The 26,637-nt window shown below is 72.2% G+C and carries 16 protein-coding genes and 2 pseudogenes; 14 read left to right on the forward strand and 4 right to left on the reverse strand.

Annotated elements, in window-relative coordinates; translation table 11 throughout:
• The first annotated feature begins 172 nt into the window (after positions 1 to 172).
• The 7 genes and pseudogenes from ACEXOX_RS41540 (at position 173) to ACEXOX_RS41570 (ending at position 12,467) form a co-directional block, all read left to right on the forward strand.
• On the forward strand, positions 173 to 6,358 hold the full coding sequence (locus ACEXOX_RS41540) for an amino acid adenylation domain-containing protein (RefSeq protein ID WP_406525835.1): 6,186 nt from the start codon (positions 173 to 175) through the stop codon (positions 6,356 to 6,358).
• An 88-nt stretch (positions 6,359 to 6,446) separates the two neighbouring features.
• Positions 6,447 to 7,595: a phosphopantetheine-binding protein gene (locus tag ACEXOX_RS41545; RefSeq protein WP_406526642.1), complete on the forward strand. Its 1,149-nt coding sequence runs from the start codon at positions 6,447 to 6,449 to the stop codon at positions 7,593 to 7,595.
• Positions 7,568 to 8,362, forward strand: coding sequence for a hypothetical protein (locus tag ACEXOX_RS41550; protein ID WP_406525836.1), 795 nt, complete (start codon positions 7,568 to 7,570; stop codon positions 8,360 to 8,362). Before ACEXOX_RS41545 ends, ACEXOX_RS41550 begins: the two co-directional genes overlap by 28 nt.
• Positions 8,363 to 8,516: 154 nt before the next feature.
• Positions 8,517 to 9,326, forward strand: coding sequence for an SAM-dependent methyltransferase (locus ACEXOX_RS41555; RefSeq protein WP_406526643.1), 810 nt, complete (start codon positions 8,517 to 8,519; stop codon positions 9,324 to 9,326).
• Positions 9,327 to 9,472: 146 nt separating this feature from the next.
• Positions 9,473 to 10,573 (forward strand): uridine kinase, encoded by a 1,101-nt coding sequence (locus ACEXOX_RS41560; protein ID WP_406525837.1) that lies wholly within the window; start codon positions 9,473 to 9,475, stop codon positions 10,571 to 10,573.
• Between the two features lie 246 nt (positions 10,574 to 10,819).
• Positions 10,820 to 11,587, forward strand: a complete 768-nt coding sequence (locus ACEXOX_RS41565; protein ID WP_406525838.1) for a hypothetical protein — start codon at positions 10,820 to 10,822, stop codon at positions 11,585 to 11,587.
• 83 nt (positions 11,588 to 11,670) lie between these two features.
• Positions 11,671 to 12,467, forward strand: a pseudogene (locus tag ACEXOX_RS41570) (inositol monophosphatase family protein).
• Between the two features lie 174 nt (positions 12,468 to 12,641).
• Here the strand turns inward: ACEXOX_RS41570 and ACEXOX_RS41575 are convergent.
• Entirely contained in the window at positions 12,642 to 14,261 is a 1,620-nt protein-coding gene (locus ACEXOX_RS41575) for a fibronectin type III domain-containing protein (protein WP_406525839.1), read from the reverse strand.
• Positions 14,262 to 14,769: 508 nt separating this feature from the next.
• On the opposite strand from ACEXOX_RS41575, the pseudogene ACEXOX_RS41580 reads away from it, so the two are divergent.
• The 4 genes and pseudogenes from ACEXOX_RS41580 to menC all read left to right on the forward strand — a co-directional run bounded on the left by ACEXOX_RS41580 (position 14,770) and on the right by menC (position 19,090).
• A pseudogene (locus tag ACEXOX_RS41580) lies at positions 14,770 to 15,788 on the forward strand (dipeptidase).
• Between the two features lie 304 nt (positions 15,789 to 16,092).
• Complete coding sequence (locus ACEXOX_RS41585; RefSeq protein WP_406526644.1) at positions 16,093 to 17,175, forward strand: M20 family metallopeptidase; 1,083 nt, start codon at positions 16,093 to 16,095, stop codon at positions 17,173 to 17,175.
• Entirely contained in the window at positions 17,172 to 17,942 is a 771-nt protein-coding gene (locus tag ACEXOX_RS41590; RefSeq protein WP_406525840.1) for a GNAT family N-acetyltransferase, read from the forward strand. The genes ACEXOX_RS41585 and ACEXOX_RS41590 overlap by 4 nt, the downstream gene beginning before the upstream one ends.
• Before the next feature lie 38 nt (positions 17,943 to 17,980).
• Positions 17,981 to 19,090 (forward strand): o-succinylbenzoate synthase, encoded by a 1,110-nt coding sequence (menC, locus tag ACEXOX_RS41595; RefSeq protein WP_406525841.1) that lies wholly within the window; start codon positions 17,981 to 17,983, stop codon positions 19,088 to 19,090.
• Here the strand turns inward: menC and ACEXOX_RS41600 are convergent.
• The gene (locus ACEXOX_RS41600) at positions 19,068 to 20,603 is read right to left on the reverse strand and encodes an amidase (protein WP_406526645.1); all 1,536 of its coding nucleotides are present in this window, start codon (positions 20,601 to 20,603) and stop codon (positions 19,068 to 19,070) included. The genes menC and ACEXOX_RS41600 overlap by 23 nt on opposite strands.
• Positions 20,604 to 20,783: 180 nt before the next feature.
• On the opposite strand from ACEXOX_RS41600, the gene ACEXOX_RS41605 reads away from it, so the two are divergent.
• On the forward strand, positions 20,784 to 21,380 hold the full coding sequence (locus tag ACEXOX_RS41605; protein WP_406525842.1) for a TetR/AcrR family transcriptional regulator: 597 nt from the start codon (positions 20,784 to 20,786) through the stop codon (positions 21,378 to 21,380).
• A gap of 98 nt (positions 21,381 to 21,478) precedes the next feature.
• Here ACEXOX_RS41605 and ACEXOX_RS41610 read toward each other — a convergent pair whose 3' ends face one another.
• Positions 21,479 to 22,321 (reverse strand): helix-turn-helix domain-containing protein, encoded by an 843-nt coding sequence (locus tag ACEXOX_RS41610; protein ID WP_406525843.1) that lies wholly within the window; start codon positions 22,319 to 22,321, stop codon positions 21,479 to 21,481.
• 146 nt (positions 22,322 to 22,467) lie between these two features.
• On the opposite strand from ACEXOX_RS41610, the gene ACEXOX_RS41615 reads away from it, so the two are divergent.
• Complete coding sequence (locus tag ACEXOX_RS41615) at positions 22,468 to 23,385, forward strand: NAD(P)H-binding protein (RefSeq protein WP_406526646.1); 918 nt, start codon at positions 22,468 to 22,470, stop codon at positions 23,383 to 23,385.
• 158 nt (positions 23,386 to 23,543) lie between these two features.
• Positions 23,544 to 25,196, forward strand: a complete 1,653-nt coding sequence (locus ACEXOX_RS41620) for a PucR family transcriptional regulator (RefSeq protein WP_406525844.1) — start codon at positions 23,544 to 23,546, stop codon at positions 25,194 to 25,196.
• A gap of 61 nt (positions 25,197 to 25,257) precedes the next feature.
• On the opposite strand, the gene ACEXOX_RS41625 is transcribed toward ACEXOX_RS41620, so the two are convergent.
• Positions 25,258 to 26,322, reverse strand: a complete 1,065-nt coding sequence (locus tag ACEXOX_RS41625) for a serine hydrolase domain-containing protein (RefSeq protein WP_406525845.1) — start codon at positions 26,320 to 26,322, stop codon at positions 25,258 to 25,260.
• Positions 26,323 to 26,637: the final 315 nt, after the last annotated feature.

Here is a 26,637-nt window from a genome sequence, read left to right on the forward strand (position 1 = left end):
GTCATTTCGGTCGTTGCGATCCAAGGGGAATCATGAACGGCCTGGCGTCCACCGACCTGCCCCTGGCCCTGACGATGTCCTTTCCCGCCCGTCGGAAAGGAATAAGGGCAACGGCCCGCTCCGAACGAAATATGCGCGGGAATTGCCGTCGGCCGGGCACGGGGACCGGACGATGACCGGGCCGGAGCGCGCGCTCGCCGGGGCGCCGGCTGTTTCGGTGCCCGAGCTGATCGGCCGCCAGGCGGCCCGCACGCCGGGCGCGGTGGCGGTGGCGGACGCCGGTCACAAGGACACCTACGAGGAATTGGCGGCGGCATCGAGTCGGCTGGCCGCGTACCTGACCGCCCGGGGTGTGCGGCGCGGTGACCGGGTCGCGGTGGTGCTGGAGCGGTCTGCGGGCCTGCTGACGGCGTTGTTGGGCGTGTGGAAAGCAGGGGCCGCGTACGTTCCGGTGGACTGCGGATATCCGGCGGACCGGGTGGCGTTCCTGCTGGCGGACTCGGCCCCGGCGGCGGTGCTGTGCTCGGAGGCGACCCGTCCCGTGACACGGCATCTGGTTCCCGGAGACGCGGAAACGGTGGTGCTGGACGACCCGCGGGTGGCGGCGGCGGTGGCCGCGTGCCCACCGGACCGTGCCGGAGTGACGGTGGGCGCGGAGGACGCCGCGTACGTCATGTACACCTCCGGCTCGACGGGGCTGCCGAAAGGCGTGCTGGTCCCGCACGGGAGTGTGGCGGGCCTGGTGAGCGACCCGCGGTGGGGAGTGGGCCCGGACGACGCGGTGCTGGCCCACGCGCCGTACGCCTTCGACGCGTCGCTGTTCGACCTGTGGCTGCCGCTGGCGGTGGGCGGCACGGTGGTGATGGCGGAGCCAGGTCCGCCGGACGCGCGGCGGCTCGCCCAGGCGGTGGCCGACGGCGTGACGGCAGTGCAGCTGACGGCAGGGCTGTTCCGGGTGATCGCGGAGGAGTCACCGGAGTGCTTCCGGGGGTTCCGGCAGGTCATGTGCGGCGGGGACGTGGTACCGGCCGTGGCGGTGGCACGCGTGCGGGAGGCGTGCCCGGAGGTGACCGTGCAGCATCTGTACGGGCCGACGGAGGCCACGCTGTGCGCGACGACGCGTCCGGTGCGGCCGGGCGACGAGGTGCCGGACGTACTGCCTCTCGGACGGCCGCTGACCGGCCGCCGCCTGCACGTGCTCGACTCGTGGCTGCGGCCGGTCGCACCGGGGGCGGACGGGGAGCTGTATCTCGCCGGGGGCGGGCTGGCCCGCGGATACCTGGGGCGCGGTGGGTTCACCGCGGAGCGCTTCGTGGCCTCCCCGTTCGCGCGCGGCGAGCGGATGTACCGTACCGGGGACCTGGTGCGGTGGACCGCTGACGGCGAGCCGGTCTTCGTCGGACGGTCCGACGAACAGGTCAAGATCCGTGGGTACCGGGTGGAGCCGGGCGAGGTGGAATCGGCCCTCGCCGCGCATCCGGCGGTCGGGCAGGCCGTGGTGGTGGCCAGGGAGGAGCACCCGGGCGAGCGGCGGCTGGTCGGGTACGTCGTTCCGGCCGCCGGGCCGGTGCCGCCGGACCCGGAAGAGCCCGTCGGTCATGTCGGCCACTCCCATGGTGAGGGTGGCCGGCAACTGCCGGAGCCCGTCGCGCGGTCCGACGATCGGTCCGACAACCGCCACACCGGCGCGCTCCTCGCCGTTCTGCGGGACCACCTGGCCGCGACGCTGCCCGAGTACCTGGTCCCCGCCGCGCTCGTACCGCTGGACCGGCTGCCGCTCACCGCGCACGGCAAGGTCGACCGCAAGGCCCTGCCGGCGCCCGGCTTCGGCGGAGCCGCACCGGAGCAGCCGCGGACGGCGGCCGAGGAAACGCTGTGCGGTTTGTTCGCCGAGGTGCTGGGGCTGGACCGGGTGGGGGTGCGGGACGACTTCCTCACGCTGGGCGGTGACTCGATCAGCTCGATGCAGCTGGTGTCCCGGGCCCGGCGCGCCGGTCTGGTCCTGACGTCCGGTCAGGTCTTCGGCCTCTCGACGCCGGAGCGGCTGGCGGCGGTGGCCGAGGCCGTAGCGGACCGGCCGGAACGTGCCCCGCAGGACGACGAGGGGATCGGGGACGTGCCCTGGACCCCGGTGATGCGGGCGCTGGGGGAGCGGGGAGCCGGCCGCGGGTTCGCGCAGTGGGTGACCGTCGGCGCGCCGGCCGGGTTGACCCGGGACGTGCTGGCCGGTGGGCTGGCCGCCGTACTGGACACCCACGACATGCTGCGTGCCCGCATCGTGACGGACGGTCCGGAACCGGCCCTGACGGTGGCCGGGCGCGGCACGGTCGACGCGGACTCGTTGATCAGCCGCATCGCCACCGAGGACGGCCACGGCCTGGACGAGGCCGCCGAACGGGCCGTAGGGGACGCCCGTCAGCGGCTCGATCCCGCCGCCGGCACACTCGTCCAAGTGGTCTGGCTGGACGCGGGGCCCGAGCAGGACGGCCGGCTGGTGCTGGTCGTGCACCACATGGTGGTGGACGGGGTCTCCTGGCGCATCCTGATACCCGACCTCCGGGCGGCATGCGAGGCAGTCGCAGCGGGACGGCCGCCGGTCCTCGACCCCGTAGGAACGTCCTTCCGGCGATGGTCCCAACTACTGGCGGCACAGGCCGCGGACGAGCACCGCACTGCGGAACTGCCCGACTGGCAGGCGCTGTTGGACGGCGGTGACCTGGCCGTGGGCACGCGGGCGCCCGACCCGCTGCGGGACACCGCCGCCACCGTGCACCGTACGGAATGGGCCGTTCCGGCCGGCCACGCGGCAACCCTGACCGGCCGCGCGCCCGCCGCGTTCCACTGCGGCGTGCACGAAGTCCTGCTGTCCACGCTCGCCGGAGCGCTCACCCACTGGCGGCCGGACAGTGTCCCGGCCGCCGGACTGCTGGTGGACGTGGAGGGCCACGGCCGTGAGCCGGTGGCCGAAGGAGTGGAGCTGGCCCGTACGGTGGGGTGGTTCACCGACGTGCACCCGGTCCGGCTGAACGCCGCCGGTGTCGACCTCGACGAAGCCCTGGCGGGCGGCCCGGCGGCCGGCGCGCTGCTGAAGACGGTCAAGGAACAGGCCGGAGCGGTGCCCGGCGACGGTCTCGGCCACGGCCTGCTGCGCCACCTCAACCCCGGTACGCGACCGGCACTGGCCGCGCTTCCGGCCCCTCAGGTCTCGTTCAACTACCTGGGCAGGTTCCTCGCCGCCGGTACACACACCGGCCCGGCCGAGCCCTGGCAGCTCGCCGGTCACGCCACGATCGGCGAGTCCGCCGACCCCGCCATGCCCGTACTGCACGCCCTGGAAGCCGAGGCCGCGGTACGGGACACCCCCGACGGCCCCGAACTTACCCTCGCCCTGAGCTGGTCCGACCACCTACTGGACGAAACCGCCGTACGGACCCTGGGGCAGCTGTGGCTCGACCTGCTCGGCGGCCTGGCCACACACACCGACACCACCGGAGCGGGCGGGTACACGCCCTCGGACTTCCCGCTGCTCACCCTCACCCAGCAGGACGTGACCGAGCTGGAGCAGGCGGTACCGCAGCTCGCGGACGTCTGGCCGCTCTCGCCGTTGCAGGAAGGGCTGCTGTTCCAGTCCCTCCACGACGAGCTGGCGCCGGACGTCTACAAGAGCCGCTGGACACTGGAACTCGACGGGCCGCTGGACACCGGCCGGCTGCGGGCCTCCTGGCGGGCCCTGGTGGGCCGGCATGCCACCCTGCGGGCGAGCTTCCGCCGCAGCGCGTCCGGCGTGGCCGTGCAAGTCGTCGCGCGTGACGTGCCGCTGCCCTGGCAGGAAGCGGACGTGTCGCACCTCCCGGAGGACGAAGCGGCGACCGCGGCCGCGGAGCTGGCCGCACGGGAACACCGCGGGCGGATCGACCTGGCGACGGCACCGCTGTGGCGGCTCCTGCTGATCCGCCTCGGCGTGGAACGCCACCACCTGGTCGTCCTCACCCACCACGTCCTGATGGACGGCTGGTCGCTGCCGGTGCTGGTCACGGAGCTGTCCGCGGCGTACGCGGCGGGCGGCGACGACCCCCGGCCGGGCCCGGTCACCTCGTACCGTGAGTACCTGGCCTGGCTGGCACGGCAGGACAAGGAAGCCGCACGGGAAGCCTGGCGCGCCGAGTTCCACGGCGCGGGCGAACCCACCCTGGTGGCGCCGACGGCACCTCGACACGGCGCGACCGACCCCGTACACCTGCACGCCGACCTCCCCGCCGGGCTGTCCCGCCGGCTGGAGGAACTGGCCCGCACCCACGGCCTGACCGCGAGCACCGTGGTACTCGGCGCCTGGGCGCTGGTCCTCGCCCGGCTGGCCGGCCGTACGGACGTGGTCTTCGGCGTCACCATGGCCGACCGGCCGCCCGAACTGCCGGGCGTCGAGACGATGGTCGGCCTCCTGATCAACACGCTGCCGGTACGGGTGCCGTTGGACGCCGCGCAACCGGTGCTCGCCCTGCTCAAGGATGTGCAGGAACGCCAGTCCGCCCTCCTGCCCCACCGGCACCTCGGCCTGTCCGAGGCGCAGAAACTGGGCGGGCCCGGCGCGCTCTTCGACAGCATCGTCGTCTATCAGAACCTGCCCCGGCCACCGGCCGCCCCGGACCGGCCCGGCGCCCTCACGATCCGCCTCGCGGACGTGACCGACGTCGTCCACTACCCGCTGGGCCTGAACATCACCCCCGGCGAACAGCTTCACGTCCACCTCATCCACCAGCGCGGACTGCTCCCCGCCGACGTCGTCGAAGCACTGCCCGCCCGGCTGGCCCAGGTCCTCGCCCAGTTGGTCACCGACGGCCCGGCGCCCGTCGTCGGGCGGGTCGGCGTGCTGGGTGCGGAAGAACACCGGCTGGTGGTGACGGAGTGGAACCGTACGGAGATGCCGCTGCCCGCCGTACTGGTACCGGAACTGCTCCGCCGCCGCGCGGCACGGCCGGGCGACACCGTGGCCGTCGAGGACGCCCGCAGGACCGTGACCTACGGGGAACTCGCGACCACGGCCGGACGCCTGGCGCGCCACCTGATCGGCCTCGGCGTCGGCCCGGAACGCCGCGTCGCGGTGCTGCTGCGGCGGTCGGCGGAGTCCCTGACCGCCGCACTGGCCGTCATCATGGCGGGCGGCGTCCTCGTACCCGTCGACCCGGACTACCCGCCGGAGCGCCGCGCCTTCCTGCTGCGGGACGCGGACCCGGCCGTGGTGCTGTGCGACGCCGACACCCGGCACGCGGTGCCAGGTGACTGCGCCGCCCGGGTGGCCGACCTGGACGACCCGGCCGTGGCCGGGGCTTTGGCGCGCCACCGGGGCGGCTTCGTGACCCAGGCGGAGCGCCGCACGCCGCTGGCAGCGGACCACGCGGCGTACCTCGTCTACACCTCGGGGACCACCGGCGTGCCGAAAGGCGTCACGGTCACCCACCGCGGCCTGCGCAACCTCGTCGCCGACCGGGTGGCCCGGTTCGGCCTCGGCCCGGACAGCCGCGTCCTCCAGCTCGCCGCCCCCACCTTCGACGTGTCGATCGCCGACACCTGGCCCGTCCTGTGCGCGGGCGGACGTCTCGTCCTGGCCCCGCCGGGACCGCCGGCCCTGGGCGAGGACCTGGCCTGCCTGCTGCGCGCCCACCGGATCACCCAGCTCGGCGGCACCCCGTCCTTCCTGCTGCACCTGCCACCGGAAGACCTGCCCGACCTGCGCGTCGTGGTGACCGGCGGCGAACCGCTGACCGAGGAGCTGCGCCGGCGCTGGGCCCCGGGGCGGCAGGTCCACGAGGAGTACGGCGTCACCGAAGCCACCGTCGTACAGAGCTCCACCGCCCCGCTGACCGGCGGCGAGACGCCCACGGTCGGCCGTCCCGTCGCCAACACCCGGCTGTACGTGCTGGACGCGTTCCTCCAGCCGGTGCCGCCCGGCGTGCCCGGCGAACTGTACGTGGCGGGGGAGAGCCTGGCGCGCGGCTACCAGGGACGGGCGGCGCTGACCGCGCAGCGGTTCGTGGCCTGCCCGTTCACACCCGGCATGGGGGTCCCCCGGCCGAAGGCCGGGGAGGATGTACCGCACCGGGGACATCGTGCGCTGGACCGGCGACGGCGAACTGGTCTTCGCCGGGCGGGCCGACAGCCAGGTCAAGATACGCGGCTACCGCGTCGAACTCGGCGAGGTGGAGGCCGCGCTGGCCGGCCACCCCGCCGTCGGCGAGGCGACGGCCGTGGTCCGGGAGGACCGGCCGGGGGAGCGGCGGTTGATCGGCTATGTGGTGCCGTACGGGGTGGTGGGCGGCGGATCGGTCGACGGCCGGTCGGTGAACGGTCGCCCGGTCGATGACCACCCGGTGAACGGCCACCCGGTGAACGGTCACCCGGTCGACGGCCGGTCGGTGCGGGAGCACGTCGCCGGGGCGCTGCCCGAGTTCATGGTGCCCGCGGCGGTCGTGGTGCTCGACGCCCTGCCGCGCACCCCGAACGGGAAGGTGGACCGCGCGGCCCTGCCCGCACCCGAGTTCGCCGCGCGGGCCGCGGGCCGCGAGCCGCGCACCCCGGCCGAGGAGGTCCTGTGCGCGCTGTTCGCCGAGGTACTGGGGCTGGAACGGGCCGGCGTCGAGGACAGCTTCTTCGAGCTGGGCGGCGACTCCATCATCTCCTTGCAACTGGTGGCACGGGCCCGCCGCGCCGGACTGGTGCTGACCTCACCGCAGGTGTTCGAAGCGAAGACGCCCGAACGGCTCGCCCTGCTGGCCCGTACGGCGGCCGACGGGACCGGCCCGTCGGCCGCCGTGGACACGGGCGTCGGCCGGATTCCCCGTACCCCGCTCATGCGGAGGCTGGGCGAGCGGATCACCGGCGGCAGGTTCGCGCAGTGGGCGATCGTCGCGACACCCGCCGCGCTCACCAGGGACGCCCTGGCGGCCGGGCTGCGCGCCGTACTGGACACGCACGCCATGCTGCGGGCCCGTGTGGTGCCGGACGCGGACGGGTGGGCGTTGGAGACGGGCGAACGGGGTGCGGTGGATGTCGAGTCGCTGATCAACTGTCTGTCGGTCGGGGACGGGCTCGACGGGAGCCCGGAGAACCCGGGGAGCCCGGAGAACCCGGTGGCCTCCGAAGCGCGCCTCGACGAGGATGCGGAACGGGCGGCGCGGGTCGCCGTAGGACGGCTCGACCCGGCATCGGGCCGCATGGTGCAGGCGGTGTGGCTGGACGCCGGGCCCGGCCGGACGGGACGTCTGGCGTTGGTCGTCCATCACCTGTCGGTCGACGGGGTGTCGTGGCGCATCCTGCTCGCGGACCTGCGGGCCGCTTGCGAGATGGCGGCGGGGGCGGCCTACCACAACTCGACGCGGTCGGTACGTCGTTCCGGAGTTGGGCCGCGACGGGGCCGGACGCCGACGGTCCTCGGGCTGCCGACGCGCGGCCGGTCGACGCGCAGCCGCTCGACGCGCGGCCCTGCCCGCAGCCGTCCGACCCGCTGCCGGTCGACCGGGATCTCGACCCGGCCGTCGACACCGCGGCGACCCTGCGCGAGCAGACCTGGCTGGTGCCGGCAGGGCAGGCGGAGATCCTGACGTCCCGTACCCCGGCGGCGTACCACTGCGGTGTGCACGAGGTGCTGCTCGCGGCGCTGGCAGGGGCCGTCGTGGACGCCCGGCCGGGCGCGGGCGGCGGGACCGTTCTGGTGGACGTCGAGGGGCACGGCCGTGCGGCGGCCGACGGAACCGACCTCTCCCGTACGGTGGGCTGGTTCACCACCGTACGCCCGCAGTGGCTGGACCTCGACGGCGTCGACCTGGCCGAGGCGTCGGCCGGCGGTCCAGCGGCCGGCCGGCTGCTCAAAGCGGTCAAGCAACAGGCTCGGGCGACAACCGAAGACGGACCGGGCCGCCTCCCGGACAACACTGACGCATCCGGGCGGGCGCACCTTCCGTCCGCCCGCATCAGCTTCAACTACATGGGCCGCTTCCTCGCCGCCCACCCCCGGGCGGGCACGCCCGAACCCTGGCAACTGACCGGTGAACCGGCCATCGGTTCCTCCTCCGACCCCGGCATGCCCGTTCCGCACGTACTGGAAGCGAGCGCGGTCGTCCGGGACACGGTGGACGGGGCGGCTCTCAGCCTCACCCTCACCTGGCCGGACCGGCTGCTGGACGCGGCGGTGGTGGCCCGTCTCGGCCGTGCCTGGCTGGACCTGCTGGACGGACTGGCCGCCCACACGGACAGCCCGGCAGCCGGCGGGCACACGCCCTCCGACTTCCCACTCCTCGACCTGGATCAGGACGAGATTGAACAATTCGAGGCGATCGCCGACCGGTTGAATGACGAAGCGGCACGGTGAACAGGGCGTGCCCCTTCCGGCCCGGTCAGTTGGCCGCGCGGGCACACGGCCCTGAACAGGCATACCGCACCGACAGGGCCGTATCGGGTACCGCATACACTCACCGTGGCGCCGGACCGTCGTGGCGCAAGCACAACCGTAAGGAGCAAGGGTGTTGGAGCAGGGCTACCCCGTGGACCGGATCGACACCGGTACGGCTCACTCGGCGCGCGTGTACGACTACATCCTCGGCGGGAAGGACCATTACGCCGTGGACCGCGAAGCCGGTGACGTGATGTGCGAGGAGTGGCCGGCACTCCCCGTCCACATGCGGGCCAACCGCAAGTTCATGCACCGCGCGGCCCGCTACCTGGCCCGCGAGGAAGGCATCGGGCAGTTCCTCGACATCGGCACCGGCCTGCCCACCTCCCCGAACCTGCACGAAGTGGTACAGGAGGTACGGCCCGACGCCCACGCCGTGTACGTCGACAACGACCCGATCGTGCTGACCCACGCGCGGGCGCTGCTCACCGGCTCCGCGGAGGGCCGGACCGCGTACGTCGACGCCGACATGCGCGACCCGGAGGCCATCATCGGCTCCGACCAGTTCCAGGAACTGCTGGACCTCCGGCAGCCGGTCGGCCTGATGATCATCGGCATCCTGCACTTCATCCTCCCGCCCGACGACCACAGCCTGGTGCGCCGCCTCCTGGAGCCGCTGCCCGCCGGGAGCTTCCTGGCCATGACCATCGGAACCGCCGACTTCGCGCCGCGTGAGGTCAGCCGGGTCGCCGACGAGTACGCACGCCGGGGCATGCCCATGAAGCTGCGCACCAAGGCCGAGGCCGCGGCGCTCTTCGAGGGCCTGGACCTGGTCGAGCCCGGGCTGACGCAGGTCCACCACTGGCGGCCCGACGCCGACCAGGAGCAGGTCGACGACCGGGACATCGCGATGTACGGGGCCGTCGCCCGCAAGAACGCCTGAGGTCCGGCCCCGCCCCACCCCGCCTCACCTGATCCCGCCCGACCCCGTCCGATCCGCACGTTCGCCGGCTCCGAAGAGAAGACAGCGAGCCGGCGGACGGCGGCCCGGCCGTACGGCGGGACCGGCACGACCACCAGGCCGAGTGGATGGGGAACCACATGCTGCTGACGCTGACCGGAGGCTCCGGCGCGGGCAAAACCACGCTGGCGGACGCACTGACAGCCACCGCGCCCCGGGTTACCACCTGCGTCCTGCACGGTGACGACTACTACTTCGGCGCACCGGAACGCGGCGGCGTATGGACGTACGACGCCGCCGGGGTACCGCACCTGGACTACGGATCGCCCCGGTCGACGGACTTCGAGCGCCTCACCCACGACACGGACGCCGCGCTGGCCACGGCCTCCGTCGTCATCGTCGAGGGGCTGTTCGCCGGGCACGTCGCACCGTCGGCACGCTGTCCCCGCCTCGACATCTTCGTCGATCTGCCGGCCGACCTCCGGCTGGTACGCAAGATCCAGCGCAAGTGCCTGCACCACGGCTTCCCCCTCGACATCCTCCTGCGCAACTACCTCCGCCACCGACGCGACGCGCACGCACGACACATCGAACCGGCCCGCGACGACAGCGACCTGATCCTCGATGCGACGCAGCCCGCCGACATTCTGGCCCGCCAGGTCTGGTCGGAGGCCCGCACAAAACTCCGGCACCACCTCTCACCGAAGGCGGACTCCGCCGTACCGACGCACCGGTACCGCGGGGCGATCGCCGATTTCCTGAACACCTGGGATCGAATGATGGCTGACAGGCACGGCCCGGCCCGGGCATTCGACACCGCGCTGACCGGACGGACGGCGGTGTGGAAAAGCATCGAGGCATTCGCGCGGGCGTGGGCGCGCCCTTTGACGCCCGCGGACGGAATTCCGTCGGGCGAACTGCTGGTGTTCCGCAACGAGAATCAGGGAGGCGCGGGCTGGGGAATTCCCCTGGAAAAGCTGGCGCACGACGATCCGCCGGTGAGCCTGTTCTTCGACTGCCTGCCGGACGCCAGCTGGATGCCCTACCTGGACCGCGTGTCGTCGGCATGCGCCGAACTGGTGCTCAGCGAGACGGTCATGGCGCGGCGGTACGGCCCGTACGGACGCGAGTGTCCGGCTACCGCCGCCGCCGTCGCGGCCGTTCCCGGTGACTGGCCAGCGGCCGAACCGGTGCCGCATGCGGAGGAGGAGCCGTTTCCTGGCTGGTGAGAACGTGCCCTCTTCCCGCCGTGCTCACGGCGCCAGGACTGGAATCCACGCGCAGCCCCCAGCGGAGAGCATGAGGCCGGGCCGCTGAGCGGTCGACCGCGGAAAGTCGCCACGAAGTCACCGAAAAGTCGCCACTTTGCTGGTTGTTGACTGTTTCTTGGTCGTTCGTTGCCGGTAGCGTCCCTTCTTGATCGGCGAACTCGACCAGGGCCGTAACGTGAGCCGTTGGATGTCACCGGAGGATGTATGACCTCTCGTATCACCGCCGCCATAGCCACCTGTGCGCTGAGCCTCGGGGCCCTCGCCGCGGGCGTGGGCACAGCCGCAGCGGCCCCGTCGGCCTCCGCCGCCGGTGCGGACGCGTCGTCGCCGAGGGCGGCGGTCGACGCGCGCGCCGCGGCCGTCGACCGGTGCAGCTACCAGGTGGTCCGCTCCGACGACTCCCGTTACGTCTACTCCGTGAGCGGGGTCGTCGGCGGCAGCACGCGTGAGTTCCCGGTGCAGAAGGAGGACTTCGTACGGTTCTCCGACGCGTGGTTGAAGGTCGCCCAGGTCGACGTGTGCGCGGGCGGGCAGAGGCAGGCCCCCGCCACGCTCCGCGTCACGGGCAAGCTGGACCGCCCGGAGCACTACGACCCGTCCGTGCCACGGACCATCCGCAGCGGCACCCTCCGGCCCGCTCCCTCGACGGTGATTCCGAAGGCCCCGCGGCTGACGTCCGTCGACCGCATCGACGCGGCCACCGTCCGCGTCAACTGGGAAGCCGTACAAGGCGCCCCGGACCAGGTGATCGTGCTGGAGCGCAAGCCCTTCTACAGCAGTGAGCTGGGCCTGTGGCACCCCTACACGTTCCAGTGGAACGCTCCGAACGGTGCCACCTCGATGGACCGGAAGCTCCAGCGTGACCCCGACGTCCCCGCCGGGGCCCGGTCGCACTCCTACTGGATGCGCGTGGTGAAGGGCGGCTTCGTCAGCGACCTGCGCGCCGAGAAGCCGACCACCGTCGAGCCGTAACGGGCGAGCACCACGAAGGGCGCCCGGCCGGCGCAAGGCCGGGCGCCCTCACGGCGCGGGACGCCGCCCGTAATCTCTTCGGCATGATCAAATCCTTTACGGATCTCGGTGATGCCGAAGTCGCGGCCGCCGCGGCGCGTGCCGGTGCGGACGTGGTGCGCGACATGTACGGACAGCGGCTCGCCCGCATCGACAAGGGGGCGGGGACTTCGCCACCGCGGCCGATGTGGCGGCCGAGCAGGCGATCCTCGATGTCCTCCGTGCCGCCCGGCCCGACGACGCGGTGCTCGGCGAAGAAGGCGGGCAGCAAGGCGCCGCGGGCGCCGTACGGCAGTGGCTGGTGGATCCCCTGTGCGGCACGCTCAACTACGCCGTCGGCACGATGCTGGTCGCCGTCAACGTGGCGTTGCGCGAGGGCGCGGCGGCGGTGGCCGATCCGTTCAGCGGCGAGGTTTTCCGCACCGACGGGGAAAGGGCGTGGGTACGGGACGAAGGTGCCGACCGGCGGCTGACACCCACGTCAGCCACCCGGCTCGTGGACGTCAACCTCGACCCGCCGTTCCCCGGCGCCCCCGGTTTCCGGGCTGTCGACCTGCTGGCCCGGCCCGCGTTCGCCGAGCACTTCCGTCCTCGCGTGGTGTCCACGACGCTCGCGCTGGCCTGGGTCGCGGCGGGCAGGCGGGCCGCGTACGTCACGGACGGCGGCGACCTGTCCGGCAGCGTCCACTTCGCCGCCGGCATCGCTCTGTGCCGGGCCGCGGGCTGCGTCGTCACCGGCATCGACGGCGCCCCGGCCGGCCAGGGCGGCCGCGGACTCGTCGCGGCCGCCGACGCCGAGACCCACCGGCTGCTGATGGCGATGGTGCGCAGCCGGAAGTAGCCGTGAAGCCCTCCGGAAGCGGCCGTGAAGCCTTCCGGAAGGAGTCGAGAAGCCCTCCAGGAGCAGACGAGAAGCGGTTCTGGAAGCCGTAACGCGTCGGCGCCGACGATGGTTCCGTACGGACGAACGGCCGCACAGGAGGCGGCCGTTCGCCGGACGGGGAGGGGCGGGGCGTCAGCCTCGGGACTGTGCCCCGCTGGTGGGGGTGGCGCCGTTCTTGTAGAGGGCGATGAGCTTGCTGAAGTCGAACGGCCGCTGGTCCACGCAGGTACAGCGGTAGGTGTCGCACTGCTCGCAGCCGACGGTGCACGGCGGCTGGACGTCGGGGTTGCCCTGGTTGTGGTCGCGGGTGGCGTCCCACCCGGAGAGCGCGCCGAGCTGGTTCTCGTGGGCGAACTCGACCAGGCTGCGCTGATTGTCGAGGGTGAAGACCCGCTTGTTGATGTTGCAGCCGAACATCGGGGTCGCGCCCGTACGGTTCCAGGTCTTCGTGGCGTCCCAGGCGGGCCACAGCGAACCGATCTGCCCGTGCATGGCCTTGAGGCCGATGACGCAGCACTCGTACATGTCGGGCGGCGCGCTCTGGCCGAACTCCATCAGCATCCCGTTGACCAGGCCGGGCTCGATCCCGGCGGCGGCCACCTTGGCCAGGAACTTGACGCCGACCGGACTGAAGCCCGCCGACCCCTCACCGGGCTGCGCGTCGGCCGGAAGCGTGTAGGAGATCTTCAGGCCGGGGTGCTTGGCGAGGAGCTGGGAGACCGCCGCCGTGTGCCGCAGGTGCGCCGCCTCGTCGGACAGGAAGTCGCCCTCGAAGTCGAAGTCGAGGCGCGCCACGCCGTAGTTGCGCAGGAACGCCTCGTACTGCTCGACGATCCGCGGGACGCTCGTCTCGACGGCTTCGAGGGGCCTTCCGGAGGCTCCGCCGCAGGAGAAGGCGACCTTGCCGCCGGTGGCGGCCAGCTGCTGGATGTCCTTCTTCCCGTACGAGCTCTGGTCGACCTCCCAGTCGGGGCCGTCCTGTCCGGCCCACGCCAGCTTCTTGTTGTTGTTGGCGACGATGAAGCCCAGCATGAAGCCGTCCACACCGGATTCCTGGGCGTACTGCGGCAGGCTGGGGTTCGGCCAGGCCATGTAGTCCACGTACGGCGCGCGCGGCATGTCCCAGGGGCCGCCGTCCGGGAGCTTGTCGGTTGTGCTGAACTCCAGCGGCTGGGACTGGTCGGAGCGGTTCCCCGCGAGGTCCACAGCCGTGACCCGTACCGTGTACGCGGTCGTCGGGGTGAGTCCGGAGAGCACCGCCGTCTCGTCCTTGACCCGCAGGGGCTGCGGGCCGCCGTACGCCACCTCGTAGCCCCGCACGCCGATGTTGTCGGTGGAGGGGGCCCAGGAGAGCGTGGCCTGGGTCGGGCCGAGCGTGTCCACCTGAAGGTTCGTCGGCACGCTCGGCGGCGTCCGGTCGTCGGGTACGTCGGCGGACTGCCCGTTGATCTTGAACTCGGCCGGCAGCGGGCCGGGGCCCGGCATGGACCGGGCGAAGCCGAGCCTGAACTCCTGAGCGCCGCGCCGGGGCGGAACGGTCTTGCGCTCCGGCACCAGCCGCCCGGTGATGACGTTGCCCGACCGCTGCCAGACGAGGCCGTAGACGTTGGTGACGTTCTGATCCGACTGCACACGGAACGAGATTTCCGGATCGACGAGTGGTTCGCTTTCGAAATTCCAGACCGTGGCCTTCATGGTGCCGTACCACTCGCCAGGGGATTCCCATTCCGGCGTGACGTACTGCTTTGCCATGTCCATACCCCTCGGTTCCGACGTCCGGTTCCCGGACGTTCCTTCCCCCGTCGTGACCCCGTCGTGACCCCGTTGCGACCCCGTTGCGACAGGGAACCTAGGCACGGCACATGCCTGCGTCAATCACGGAAATCGGCCAGTGAAGGACCGGCCGGAATAGTGCACGGTGAACGGCGGAATTTCGGGAAGCCGCCGCGGAACGTGGTGCGGATGTGTTCGGTGCAATTACCGGAAAGAACTGTGCCGATGGTGCGGGATGGGGCGTGGGGCTGCGGAACCAGGTGGCGGCCACGGGCGGCTCCGGGCCCGTACGCCCAGTTCCCGGCGCGTATCTCCGGCTTCGGGCGCGTACCTCCGGCTCCAGGCGCCTACCGCAAAGACCCTCCACCGTGCCCCGGCTTTGTCCATACGCACAGCAGATGCCCTGCTGGTTCGTCCTTCCGGACCAAGCACCCGGAGGCCGCCCTTCGTACGCTGCGGCTCAGTCCTTCACGCGAAAGGCTCCGTAGTGTCCTTGGACCTGCACCACCGTGCCGTCGTCGCCGATGCCCACAACGACCTCCTGATGGCCGTCGCCGCCCGCCCCCGAAGCGCTGGGGCAGCTTCTTCCGGGACCGGTGGCTGCCGCAACTGCGCGAGGGGAGCATCGACATCCAGGTCCTGCCGGTGTTCATCGACGACCAGTACCGCCCCGAGGGCGCGCTCCGGCAGACCCTCCGCATGATCGAGTGCGCCCATGTCCTCGCCGAGGCCAACGCCGAACACGTCGCTCTGTGCACCGACGGCGCCGACATCGACGAGGCGCTCGCCGAGCGCAGGATCGCCCTGGTGCTGGCCCTGGAGAGCGCGCCGGGCATCGACGCCTCCGTCGAACTGTTCGCCACCCTGTTCCGGCTCGGCGTACGGATCGCCTCGATCGCCCACTGGGGACGCACCCCGCTCGCGGACGGCAGCCGCGAGGACGCCACCGGCAGCCGGCTGACCGCGCCCGGCGTCCAGGCACTGCGCGAGATGGAACGCCTGGGCATGCTCTTCGACATCTCCCACCTGGGGGCGAGCGGCGTCTCCCACGTACTGGAGCTCGCCACCCGCCCGCTGATCGCCACCCACTCCTGCGCCCGCGCCCTACGGGATCACCACCGCAACCTCACCGACGACCAGATCCGCGGGGTGGCCGGCACCGGCGGCGTGGTGTGCGTCAACTTCGTCCCGGACTTCCTCACCGACGACGAGTCGAAGGTGAGCGTCGACCGGGTCGTCGACCACATCGAGCACGTCATCTCCGTGGCCGGGGCCGACCACGTCGGCCTCGGGTCGGACTTCCTCCGCGAGGTGATGGCGGACGTGACCCCGCCCTGCTGCGAGAACGACGAGGACGACCCGCAGTTCGACTTCGCCGACCTGGCGGGCCCGGCCGACATGCCCCGGGTCACCGAGACGCTGCTCCGCCGCGGCCTGCCCGAGGAGGACATCCTCAAGGTGCTCGGCGGCAACATGCGGCGGCTGATGAGCAAGAACATGGGCTGACGTCCGGCCCGACGACGCCAGACGACGCCCGACGAGGCCCGACGGCGCCCGGCAGGGCCGGTGGGCCTCCGGCCCGCACACGATGTCGGTGCCGGCTCGCGCGCGCCACCGCCCCCCGGCTCAGGCGAGCCACCGCCCCCAGGTCTCCTCAGCAGTCACCCCGTCACCCCGTCACCCGGCCCCGCCCGTTCACTCGACACCTCACGGAGGACACCCCGTGCCGCACGACTCCGCACGCCGTTTCGCGCCGGCGGACGACACATCGCTCGCCCAGGGCACACCGGTCACACCGGCCCTGGACGCCATGCTCGCCGATCTCGAAGAACTGGTGACCTGCGAGTCCTTCTCCGACGACCACGCGGCCCTGGCCCGCAGCGGTCAGGTGGTCGCCGAGCAGGGCCGCCGGCTGCTCGATGCCTCGCCCCGGACGCTGACCCTCGACGGCATCACCCATGTGCGGTGGACGTTCGGAACACCGCGCATCCTGCTGCTGGGCCACCACGACACCGTCTGGCCGACCGGCTCCCTCAAGATGCATCCCTGGTCGGTGGAGCAGGGCGTTGTCCGCGGGCCCGGCGTCTTCGACATGAAGGCCGGCCTAGTGCAGATGTTCCACGCCCTCGCGTCGCTGCCCTCCCTCGACGGCCTCTGCGTGCTCGTCACTGGAGACGAGGAGACCGGGTCGGCCACCTCCCGCTCGCTGATCGAGGACATCGCCCGCCGGTGCTCGGCCACGTTCGTCCTGGAGCCCTCGGCGCCCGGCGGAGCGCTGAAGACCGGCCGCAAGGGCGTGTCCCTCTACGACATCACCGTCCACGGCCGGGCCGCCCACTCCGGACTGGAGCCGGAGAAGGGCGTCAACGCGGCCACCGAACTCGCCCACCAACTGCTCGCCCTGGGCGGCATCGCGGGCACCGTCAACGCCTCCACCGGGCCCGGTACGAGCGTCACCCCCACCGTGATGCGGGCCGGCACCTCGAACAACACCGTGCCCGCACGGGCCGAACTGAGCGTGGACGTCCGCGTGCCGGACGCCACGGCCCAGGACGCGGCCGACCGGCTCATCAGGTCCCTGACCCCGCGGATTCCCGGCGCCCGCCTGCGGATCGACGGCGGCCCCAACCGGCCGCCCCTGGCCCCCGACGCCTCCCGCGACCTGTTCGCGCTGGCCGCCGAAGAGGCCGTACGGCTCGGCCTCGGCCCGCTGCGTCAAGCGGCGGTGGGCGGGGCCTCCGACGGCAACTACACCGCCGGGGTCGGGTGCCCCACGCTCGACGGCCTCGGCGCGGTGGGCGACGGCGCACACGCCGATCACGAACACGTCATGGCCGCCACCATGCCGGACCGCGCCCGGCTCCTGGCCCGCCTGGTCGGAGCAGTGCGGTGACGGGGACCACCGTACGGGAGCTCCACCGCATGGCGGACCTCGACGCCGTCAGCCTGCTCTACGCCGGCATCTGGGGAACCCCACCCGCCCACTCACCCATGTCCGCCGAGGTCATGCGGGCCCTCTCGCACGCCGGCAACTACGTGGCCGGAGCGTACGAGGACGGCCGGCTGGTGGGCGCCTCCGTCGGTTTCTTCGGCCAGCCCGTGGGCACCAGCCTGCACTCGCACATCACCGGCGCCGTCATGGGCCGTGGTGCGGGCCTTGCCCTCAAGCTGCATCAGCGGCAGTGGGCGACGGCCCGCCGCCTGGAGCGCATCACCTGGACCTACGACCCGCTCATCCGCCGCAACGCCTACTTCAACCTCGTCAAACTCGGCGCCCGGCCGGAGGAGTACCTGACCTCCTTCTACGGCGCGATGGACGACGTGATCAACGGCGGCGACGAGTCCGACCGGGTCGTGGCCGCCTGGAACCTCACCGAACCCACCCCGCCGCCCGGGACGACCGAACTGCCCGCCGGCGCCGCGCACGTCCTCCGTAACGACGCGGGCCGCCCGCAGACCGTGCCGTCCGACGCCGCGACCGTCCTCGTCGACCTGCCCGACGACATCGAGGCCCTGCGCGGTACGGACCCCGGCGCCGCCCGGGCCTGGCGGCTGGCCGTACGGCACACCCTGGGCGGCCTGCTCGCCGAGGGCGCCCGTGTCGTCGGCTTCCACGAACGCCGCCGCTACGTGGTCCGGCGCCCCCACGCCCGCCCCTGACCGCTTCCCGCTTCCCGCTTCCCGAGGAGTCACCCGTCGTGAAGACGAAGATCTCCGGCGTCGAACTGCGCCGGATCGCGATGCCGCTCGTCGCCCCGTTCCGTACCTCCTTCGGCGTGGAGACCAGCCGCGATGTGCTGCTGGTCCGCGTCGTCACCGCCGAGGGCGAGGGGTGGGCCGAGTGCGCCGCCATGTCCGAGCCCCGCTACAGCTCCGAGTACGTCGACAGTGCTCAGGAGGTCCTGCGCAAGTTCCTGATCCCCGCCCTGCCGAAGGACGGCACGGACGCGCACGGGGTGGGGCGGGTCCTGCGGCCCTTCACCGGCCACCGCATGGCGAAGGCCGCGCTGGAGACCGCGGTGCTGGACGCCCAGTTGCGCAGTGCCGGCGAGTCCTTCGGCTCTTACCTGGGGGCCGCCCGGGAGCGGGTGCCCTGCGGCGTCTCGGTCGGGATCATGGACTCCGTACCCGAACTCCTCGACGCCGTGGCGGGGTACGTCGACGAGGGGTACGTCCGGATCAAGCTGAAGATCGAGCCCGGCTGGGACGTCGAGCCGGTACGCGCCGTACGCGAGCGCTTCGGCGACGAGCTGCTCCTCCAGGTGGACGCCAACGCCGCCTACACCCTGGTGGACGCCCGTCAGCTCGCCAGGCTCGACGCCTTCGACCTCCTGCTGATCGAACAGCCCCTGGCCAACGACGACATGGTCCAGCACGCCGAACTGGCCAAGCTGCTGCGCACCCCGATCTGCCTGGACGAGTCCATCGAGTCGGCCGCCGACGCCGCGGCGGCCGTCTCCCTCGGTGCCTGCTCCGTCATCAACATCAAGCCGGCCAGGGTCGGCGGCTACCTCGAAGCCCGCCGTATCCACGACCTCGCCCGCGCCCACGGCATACCCGTCTGGTGCGGTGGCATGCTGGAGACCGGTATCGGCCGCGCCGCCAACGTGGCCCTGGCCGCCCTGCCCGGCTGCACCCTCCCCGGCGACACCTCCGGCTCCAGCCGTTACTTCGCCACCGACATCACGGAGCCGTTCGTCCTGGCCGACGGCCACCTCGACGTACCCACAGGCCCCGGCCTCGGCGTCGAGCCGCTGCCCGACGTCCTCGACGAGGTCACCAGCTTCAGTGAATGGGTGGCGCTGTGAGGGTGCCGTCGTTTCGGCGGCTCCCCGAGTCCTCGCCGGGTGTGGCAGCTCCCGTGTGATGTCCCGCCCACACGACCGGGGCCCGGTCCGACCACGGGCTTGCCTGTTCGAGTTGGCCGGCGAGGCGGAAGAGGCGGCTTTCGAGGCCGTACCCGGCGGCGAACTGCATACCGATCGGGAGCCCCGTGCCGGCGTCGGCCGTCACCGGCACGGACATGGCCGGCGTGCCCGCCACGTTGAACGGCATGGTGAACGGTGAGCGGTCGTTGAGGCGGTCGATCCAGCCGAGGCCGTCCAGCGCCGCCGCTCCGTCGGCGTAGGTGCCCAGGGGCATGGGCAGTTCCGGAAGGGTGGGAGTGAGCAGCACGTCGTATGCATCGAAGTACCGTGCCAGGCTCCGGGCGACCTGGTTACGGACCGTGAGAGCGGTGACGAACTGGGGGCCGCTGACCCGCTGCCCGTAGTGGTGGCCGGCGAGGGTCGCCGGTTCGAGGGTCGAGGAGTCGACGGGCCGGCCGAAGGCGGCCGCCAACGCGTCGACGGAGGCCGCGAGGTTCACCGTGAACAGGCGGGCGTTGGCCAGGACGAACTCCTCCCAGCCGACCCCGAGGCCGACCGTGACCTCCTCCACCCGGTGGCCGAGGGCTTCGAGCAGCCGCACGGTACGGGAGAGCGCGTCGGCCACGGGAGCGGTGGTGCGGCGCCCGCCCCAGGCCTGGGGGAGGACGCCGATACGCAGCGAGCCCGGGTGGCGGCTGACTTCTTCCGCGTAGGGCCGGGAGGGCTGCTGGGCGAAGTACGGGTCGCCCGGTTCCGGGCCGCGTATCCGGTCGAGCAGTGCCGCACTGTCGCGTACGGTGCGGCTGACGCTGCCGTGCACGGCCAGGCCGCTGAAGGTCTCGTCGGCGTCGGGGCCCATGGAGACGCGGCCCCGGGTGGGCTTCAGTCCGAACAGGCCGGTACAGGCGGCGGGGATGCGCAGTGAGCCGGCGGCGTCGGTGGCGTGGGCGATCGGGACCACTCCGGCCGCGACGGCCGCGGCCGCGCCGCCGCTGGAGCCGCCCGCGCTCCGCTCCGGGTCCCACGGGTTGCGGGTCGCGCCGTACAGCACGGACTCCGTCGTGATGCTGTAGGCCATCTCCGGCGTCGCGGTACGGCCGAACGTCACGAGGCCGGCGTTACGGAAGCGCCGCATCAGGGCGGAGTCGGCACCGGCGACCAGGCCGGCCGCGAGACGGCTCCCCAGCTCCGTCCGCCTCCCGGCCATGGTGACTCCGATGTCCTTGATCAGGAAAGGGACGCCCGCCAGCGCCGCGCTGCCGGGGCGGACGCAGGCGTCGGGGCCGGGTGCGTCGTCGGTCGGCCAGGTCTCCACCACGGCGTTGATCCGCGGATCGACCGCCTGCACGGCCTCGCGTGCGGCCGCCTCCAGTTCGGCGGGGGACACCTCGCCCCCGGCCACCAGCTCCGCAAGCCCGACCGCGTCGAAGCGCACGTATTCGGAAACTTTCACCATCACTCCCAGCGGAAGGAAAGATACCGTCGAGTGTCGAACGATACCCAACGGTATCGAGTGGGTCGGACTGGTACCGTGGCAGGGGCTGAGGGCCACCACGGCCGCCACAGGTCTCGCAGGCCCCACGGGCCCACGGAACCCACCGACCTCACGACCGACCGGAGTCACGGAGCAGTCATGGCAGCGACCACCAGAAGGCCGGGCAGGGTGGCCAAACTGCCGCCGCGTGAGCGCATCCTCGACGCGGCGGAAGAGCTGTTCCAGCGCGAGGGGATCCGGCGGGTGGGCGTCCAGGCGATCGCCGAGCAGGCCGAGACCACCAAGATGGCGATCTACCGGCACTTCGAGACCAAGGACGCCCTGGTCGCGGAGTGGCTGCGGATCGTCGCCGCCGACTACCAGGCGGCCTTCGACCGGGTCGAGGCCGAACACCCCGGCCGCCCCCGGGAGCAGATCCTGGGCCTGGCCCGCTTCATCGCCGGGGGACTGCCGGCGCTCTCGCACCGGGGCTGTCCGTTCATCAACTCCCTCGCCGAACTGCCCGACCGGTCCGACCCCGCACGGCAGGTGATCGAGCAGCACAAGGCCCGCCAGACCCGCAGACTGGTCGGCATGTGCGCCGAGGCCGGCCTGCCCGATCCCGAGCAGGCCGCGGCCGAGATCACCTTCGTCCTGGAAGGCGCGCAGGTCAGCACGCAGAACGGAAGCATCGACCGGGTGGGGGAGCGTCTGATGAAGATCGTCGAGGGGATCCTGGACCGGCACCGGTCCTGAACCGGTACCGCTCCTGACCCGGTACCGCTCCCGATCTGGCACCGGTGGTCGGTCGGGCACCGGCTGACTGTCACCGGCCGACCCTCACCGACCGACCCTCACCGACCGGCCGGCACAGCCAGGCTGAGCAGGGCGTCCGAGGTCGCCTCGTCCGCCGGGTGGAAGGCCCAGATCCGGTGGCCGCCGCTCCCGGGAAGCTCCAGGACGTGCTGGTCGAGGGCGAGCGTTCCGGCCCTCGGGTGCCGGAGCCGTTTGTGGTCCATCGTCTTCTCGTAGAGGTGCTGCTCGCGCCAGGCGGTGCGGAAGGCGGCGCTGTGCGCGGACAGCTCTTCCACCAGGTGCGTCAGACGCGCCGATGCCGTCTCGGCGCCGGTCTGGGCGCGCAGGGCCGCCACCACGCAGCGGGCGAGTTCGGGCCACTCGGTGAAGAACGACGGCGCGCCCGGGGCGAGAAACACCAGGCGGGCATAGTTGTCCCGGGGCTCCAACCCCTCGTGCAGGCAGTCACCGAGCGGGTTGCCGCCCACGATGTCGAGCCATCGGTTCACCAGCAGTGCGGGCACCGGCAGGGAGTCGAGCAGCTGGTGCACGGCGGCAAGGCGCTCCGTATCCATGGGGGGCGCCTCTCCGTTTCCGTTCGGGGCGCACTCCGCGACGGAGAGTTCACGCAGGTGGCGCGCTGCCACGGCGTCCAGCAGCAAGGCCTTGGCCAGGCCCTCCACCACGGTGGGGGACGGCCGCCGTTCCCTCCCCTGTTCGAGGCGCACGTAGTAGTCGGTGCTGATCCCGGCCAGGAGTGCCACCTCGTCTCGCCGCAGCCCCGGCACCTGGCGCTGCGCCCCTGCGGCCATCCGGTGCTGTTCGGGCCGCACCCGGTCCCGTCTGGCGCGCAGGAAGGCCGCCAGCGGTGCGCCTGCGCCGTGCCCCGTCGAAACGTCCATCCCACCAGCGTAAGGACGCGGCGCCGCTGCTCCGGGGTGGGTGCGGCACTCCTACCCGTACGGATCGCCGGGTGCCTAGCGTGTCGGACGCCTGCCGAAGAGCCCGGGGCTCAACCGGGCGACCACCAAGGAAAAGAGTGACCTCGATGTTCGTCATCACCGGCGCCAGTGGCCGCACCGGACGGGCCGCCGCCGAACACCTTCTCGCCGCCGGGCACCCCGTACGGGCTGTCGGCCGTTCGGCCCGGCGGCTCGCCGGCCTGGCCGCGCGGGGCGCCGAGGTGTGCGAGGCCGACCCGGCCGACCCCGTCGCGCTGACGGACGCCTTCCGTGGCGCGGACGGAATCTACGCGGTGATCCAGCCCAACTACCTCCCCGACCACCCCGACTTCGGTGCCTTCCAGGACCGGGTGGCGGCCTCCCTGACCGAGGCGGTCGCCGGATCCGGTGCGACCCGCGTCGTCGGACTCAGCAGCTGGGGAGCCCAGCACGCCGTCGGCACCGGACCGGTCAGCGGGCTCCACCGCTTCGAGCAGCGCCTCTCGGCCGTTCCCGGAGTCGACGCGCTGTGGCTGCGGGCGGGCTACTTCATGGAGAACCTGCTGGACCACATCGGCACCGCCAGGGCCCACCACCGCATCAGCGCTCCCTTCGATCCGGGCATTCCCCTGCCCTTCGTGTCCACGCGCGATGTCGGCTCGCGGGCCGGGGAACTGCTGGCCACCGGGGCCTGGCGCGGTACGGAGATCCTGGAGCTCCAGGGCGAACGCGACGTGAGCATGCGGGAAGCCGTGCGCGTGATCGCCGAAGCTGTGGGGGCGGACGACCTCGCCTATGAGCGGATCAGCCTCGCCGACTTCCACGCGGGACTCCGCGACGCGGGCGTCTCCGCCGGCGTGGCGGACATGATGACCGAGGCCGGCGAGGCCATCAACTCCCGGCGTATACGGATGCGACAGCCGCGTACCGCCCGCACCTCCACCCCCACCTCCATCGAACGGTTCATCGCGGACGAATTCGCTCCCCGGTTCCGTACGGCTCCTCGGACCACCGAAGGCGGCTGAACCCGCCCCTGCCGCGGCTCGCCGGTTTGTGGAAATGGACAACAGGAACGTACGTTCCTGTTGGGATCGGCCAGTCAACCGGGCGCGCCCAGGAAGCAACCTGGGCTGTCCGGGCAACAGCCTGGTCGGAACCGGGGACGATGCGGTGAGGAGCACCTATGGACGCCTGCACGCTCGGCGACCTGATCGACATCGTCGGCAGCCCGCCCCTGCGGCTGCACACCGCTCCGGCCGGATTCGCCGTCCCGGTCACCGAGGCACTGCTGTACGACGCCCACGCCCCGCTGCCCCACGCGCCCGGCGCCCTGCTGCTCGCGGTCGGCGTACGGGCAGCCGCGGCCGGACCGCTGATACGGGCCGCGGCGGAGGCCGCAATGGCCGCCGTCGTGGTGCGGGGCACGGTCGCGCCGCCGGTCGCCGAGGCCGAGATGCACGGCATGGCGCTGCTCGCCGTCGACGAGGACGCGGCCTGGCACCATGTGCACCTGATGGTGGCGTCGGCGATCGGCGCCTGGTCCGCCCCCAGCGCCGCCGGGCTGGGGGACCTGTTCGCGCTGGCCGACGCGATCGCGGCGGCGGCCGGCGGAGCGACGGCCGTGGAGGACCCGCGCCAGCGGATCCTGGCCTACTCCACCGTGCCGGGGCAGCCGGTCGACGAGGACCGCCGCCAGGGGATCCTCGGCCTTCAGGTCCCGGGCAGCGTGGACAACTCCGAGCAGGTCAGGAAGGTGTTCGCCGCGGACGGGCCGGTACGGCTGCCCTCGCTCACGCCGCGCGACCTGCCGCGGCTGGCCGTCGCGGTGCGGGCCAGCGGCGAGACCCTCGGCTCGATCTGGGTGATCGACGGTGGCACCCTCGCCCCGGACGCCGAGGAGACCCTGCTCCAGGGCGCGTCCACGGCGGCGTTGCTCCTGCTGCGTGCCCGCGCGGCCCAGGAACTGGCCCGCCACCAGAACACCGACCTGCTGCGCCGACTGCTGGACGGCTCGGCGGACGCCTCGACGGCAGCGCACCGCCTGGGGTGGGACACGGTGCGCGTGGCGGCGTTCGTGCTGGACTTCGCGGCGAGCGTGCCCGACGCCGAGCGGACGTCGCTCAGGCTGCTGGACGTCGTACGCCTGCAGTGCGAGGCCCGCTACGGGCGGCACGCGTGCGTACTCCTGGACGGGGTGGTGTACGCGTTGCTGCCGGCGCCCAAGGAGAGCGCCGGAGCGCGAGCGCCACAGGAGCAGCAGGCCGCCCACCAGCGGCATCGGCAACTGGCGGAGGACATCGTGCGCCGGGCCGGACGGTCGTTGCGGGTTCCGGTACGGGCGGCGCTCGGCGAGGTGGCACAGGATCTCGGTGAGGTGGCGGACTCGCGTGCGGACGCGGACCTGGTCCTGCGGCTGTTGCACGACGACCTGCCGGTGGCCACGGTCGACGAGGTGCGCCCTCGGGTGACGCTGCTGCGGCTCTCCGAAGTCATGCGCAAGCAGCGGGGGTTGCGGGCGGGTGTCTGGCAGCGGGTGCTCGCGGCGGACGCCGAGCACGGCACCGACTACGCCCGGACCCTGGTGTCCTGGTTCGACGCGGGGTGCGACGTGGCGGGCGCGGCGAAGCTGCTCTCGGTCCACCCCAACACCTGCCGCTACCGCCTGAAGCAGGCCGGCCGGCACCTCGGGATCGATTTCGAGGACCCCGACGAACGGCTGGTCCTGTGGCTGCAGTTGCGGGTGCTGGCAGGGCTCGGCGGTGCTGCCGGAACAGGAATCGGAGCCCGAACAGGAACAGGGGCGGGGGCAGGAACCGGAGCCGGTGCCGGAGAGTGACGGTCCCGGGCCACGTGGGCGGCACCACGGTGCCGCCCACCTGCCCCGCGCGTCGGCCCGGTCAGCGGAGATCGTGGATGAGTTTGCCGATGATCGCGTCCACCTTGTCCGAGTCGAACGACTCCGAGCCGATCAGCAGGGTCACGGCCCGCCGGCCGTCGTCGGTGACGGCGTTACGGAATTTGTGGCCGGACTCCATATGGCCGCTGTGCCCCCAGGTGACAAAACCCGGGACGGTTTCATAGCGCTCGACTCCCAGGCCGTAACGCTCACTCGGGAAGGCGTCCGCGACGGTCTTCTTCATCTCGGCGAGCTGGGCCGGGGCCAGCAGCTTTCCGGACAGCAGCGCGGTCCAGAACGTGGTCGCGTCGGCGCCGGTGGAGACCAGCGCACCCGAAGCGTCGGCCCCGGAGGTGTTCCATTCCGTCCGGTCCACCAGTTTCCCGTCCCGGTCCGCATAACCGCGCATGTCCGGCTTGGGCAGTGTGTTCCGGTCGCCGGGCCAGAAAGTGTGCCGCAGCCCGAGCGGTTCGATGAGCCGCTTTTCCATCTCGGTGCCGATGTCGCGGCCGGTGATCTCCTGGACGATCAGGCCGACCAGGTTGTAATTGGTGTTGGAGTAGGCGAAGCCGCCGGGGGTCCGGTCGTCGGGCGGGGGCAGCGTCAGCGCCTGCTCGACGGTCTCCAGGGGCTCCATGTGCTCCCAGCGGTGCGCCTCCAGGTCGTCCCACGCGTCCAGGTAGTCGGGCAGGCCGCTGGTGTGCTGCAACAACTGCCGGATCGTGATCTTGCGCCCGTCGTAGTGCTCGGTGCGGACGAGGCCGGGCAAATACCGGTCCACGGTGTCGTCCAGCTTCAGTTTGCCCTCACCGACGAGCTGGAGCACGACCGTGGCCGTCCAGGTCTTGGTGTTGCTGGCAATACGGCCGTGCTCATTGCCGACAGCCTTACGGCCCGTCCTGAGGTCGGCGAGGCCGACCCCGCCGTGCCATGTGCCGCAGTGCGGGCTTTTCACCGTGACGCTGATTCCCGAGGCGCCGACATGCTTCAGTGCTTGCAGCGCGGTCTGGACGGGCCGGGTGTCGCACCGAGGTGCCGCGGCCGACGCGGCAGGCGCCGCTGTCATCAGAGAGGCGGTGAATGCCAAAGCCACGGCGCTGGTTCCGTATCGCATGACGTTTGAGGTCTCCTTCGGTAAGACAGATGCGTGCAGCGCCCGGTCGGTTCCCCCCGTGTGTCGCTCGCTCGCTGCAAAGCGTGGGAACTCGTTGAAACTCACTGGAACGCGTCGAAACTCGCTGGAATGTGCGTGCGGACAGCGTTACCGCTGTCCTGAGCGCGTGCATGCGACGTCCGTACAGAGTTTGCGCACATGCTTTGTGCGTCCGGCCAAAGGGAGACGCACTATCGTTTCCTGGCCGTGAGGAAGGGGGTGACAGCC

This window comes from Streptomyces sp. Ac-502, assembly GCF_045222935.1.
Lineage (GTDB): Bacteria > Actinomycetota > Actinomycetes > Streptomycetales > Streptomycetaceae > Streptomyces > Streptomyces monomycini.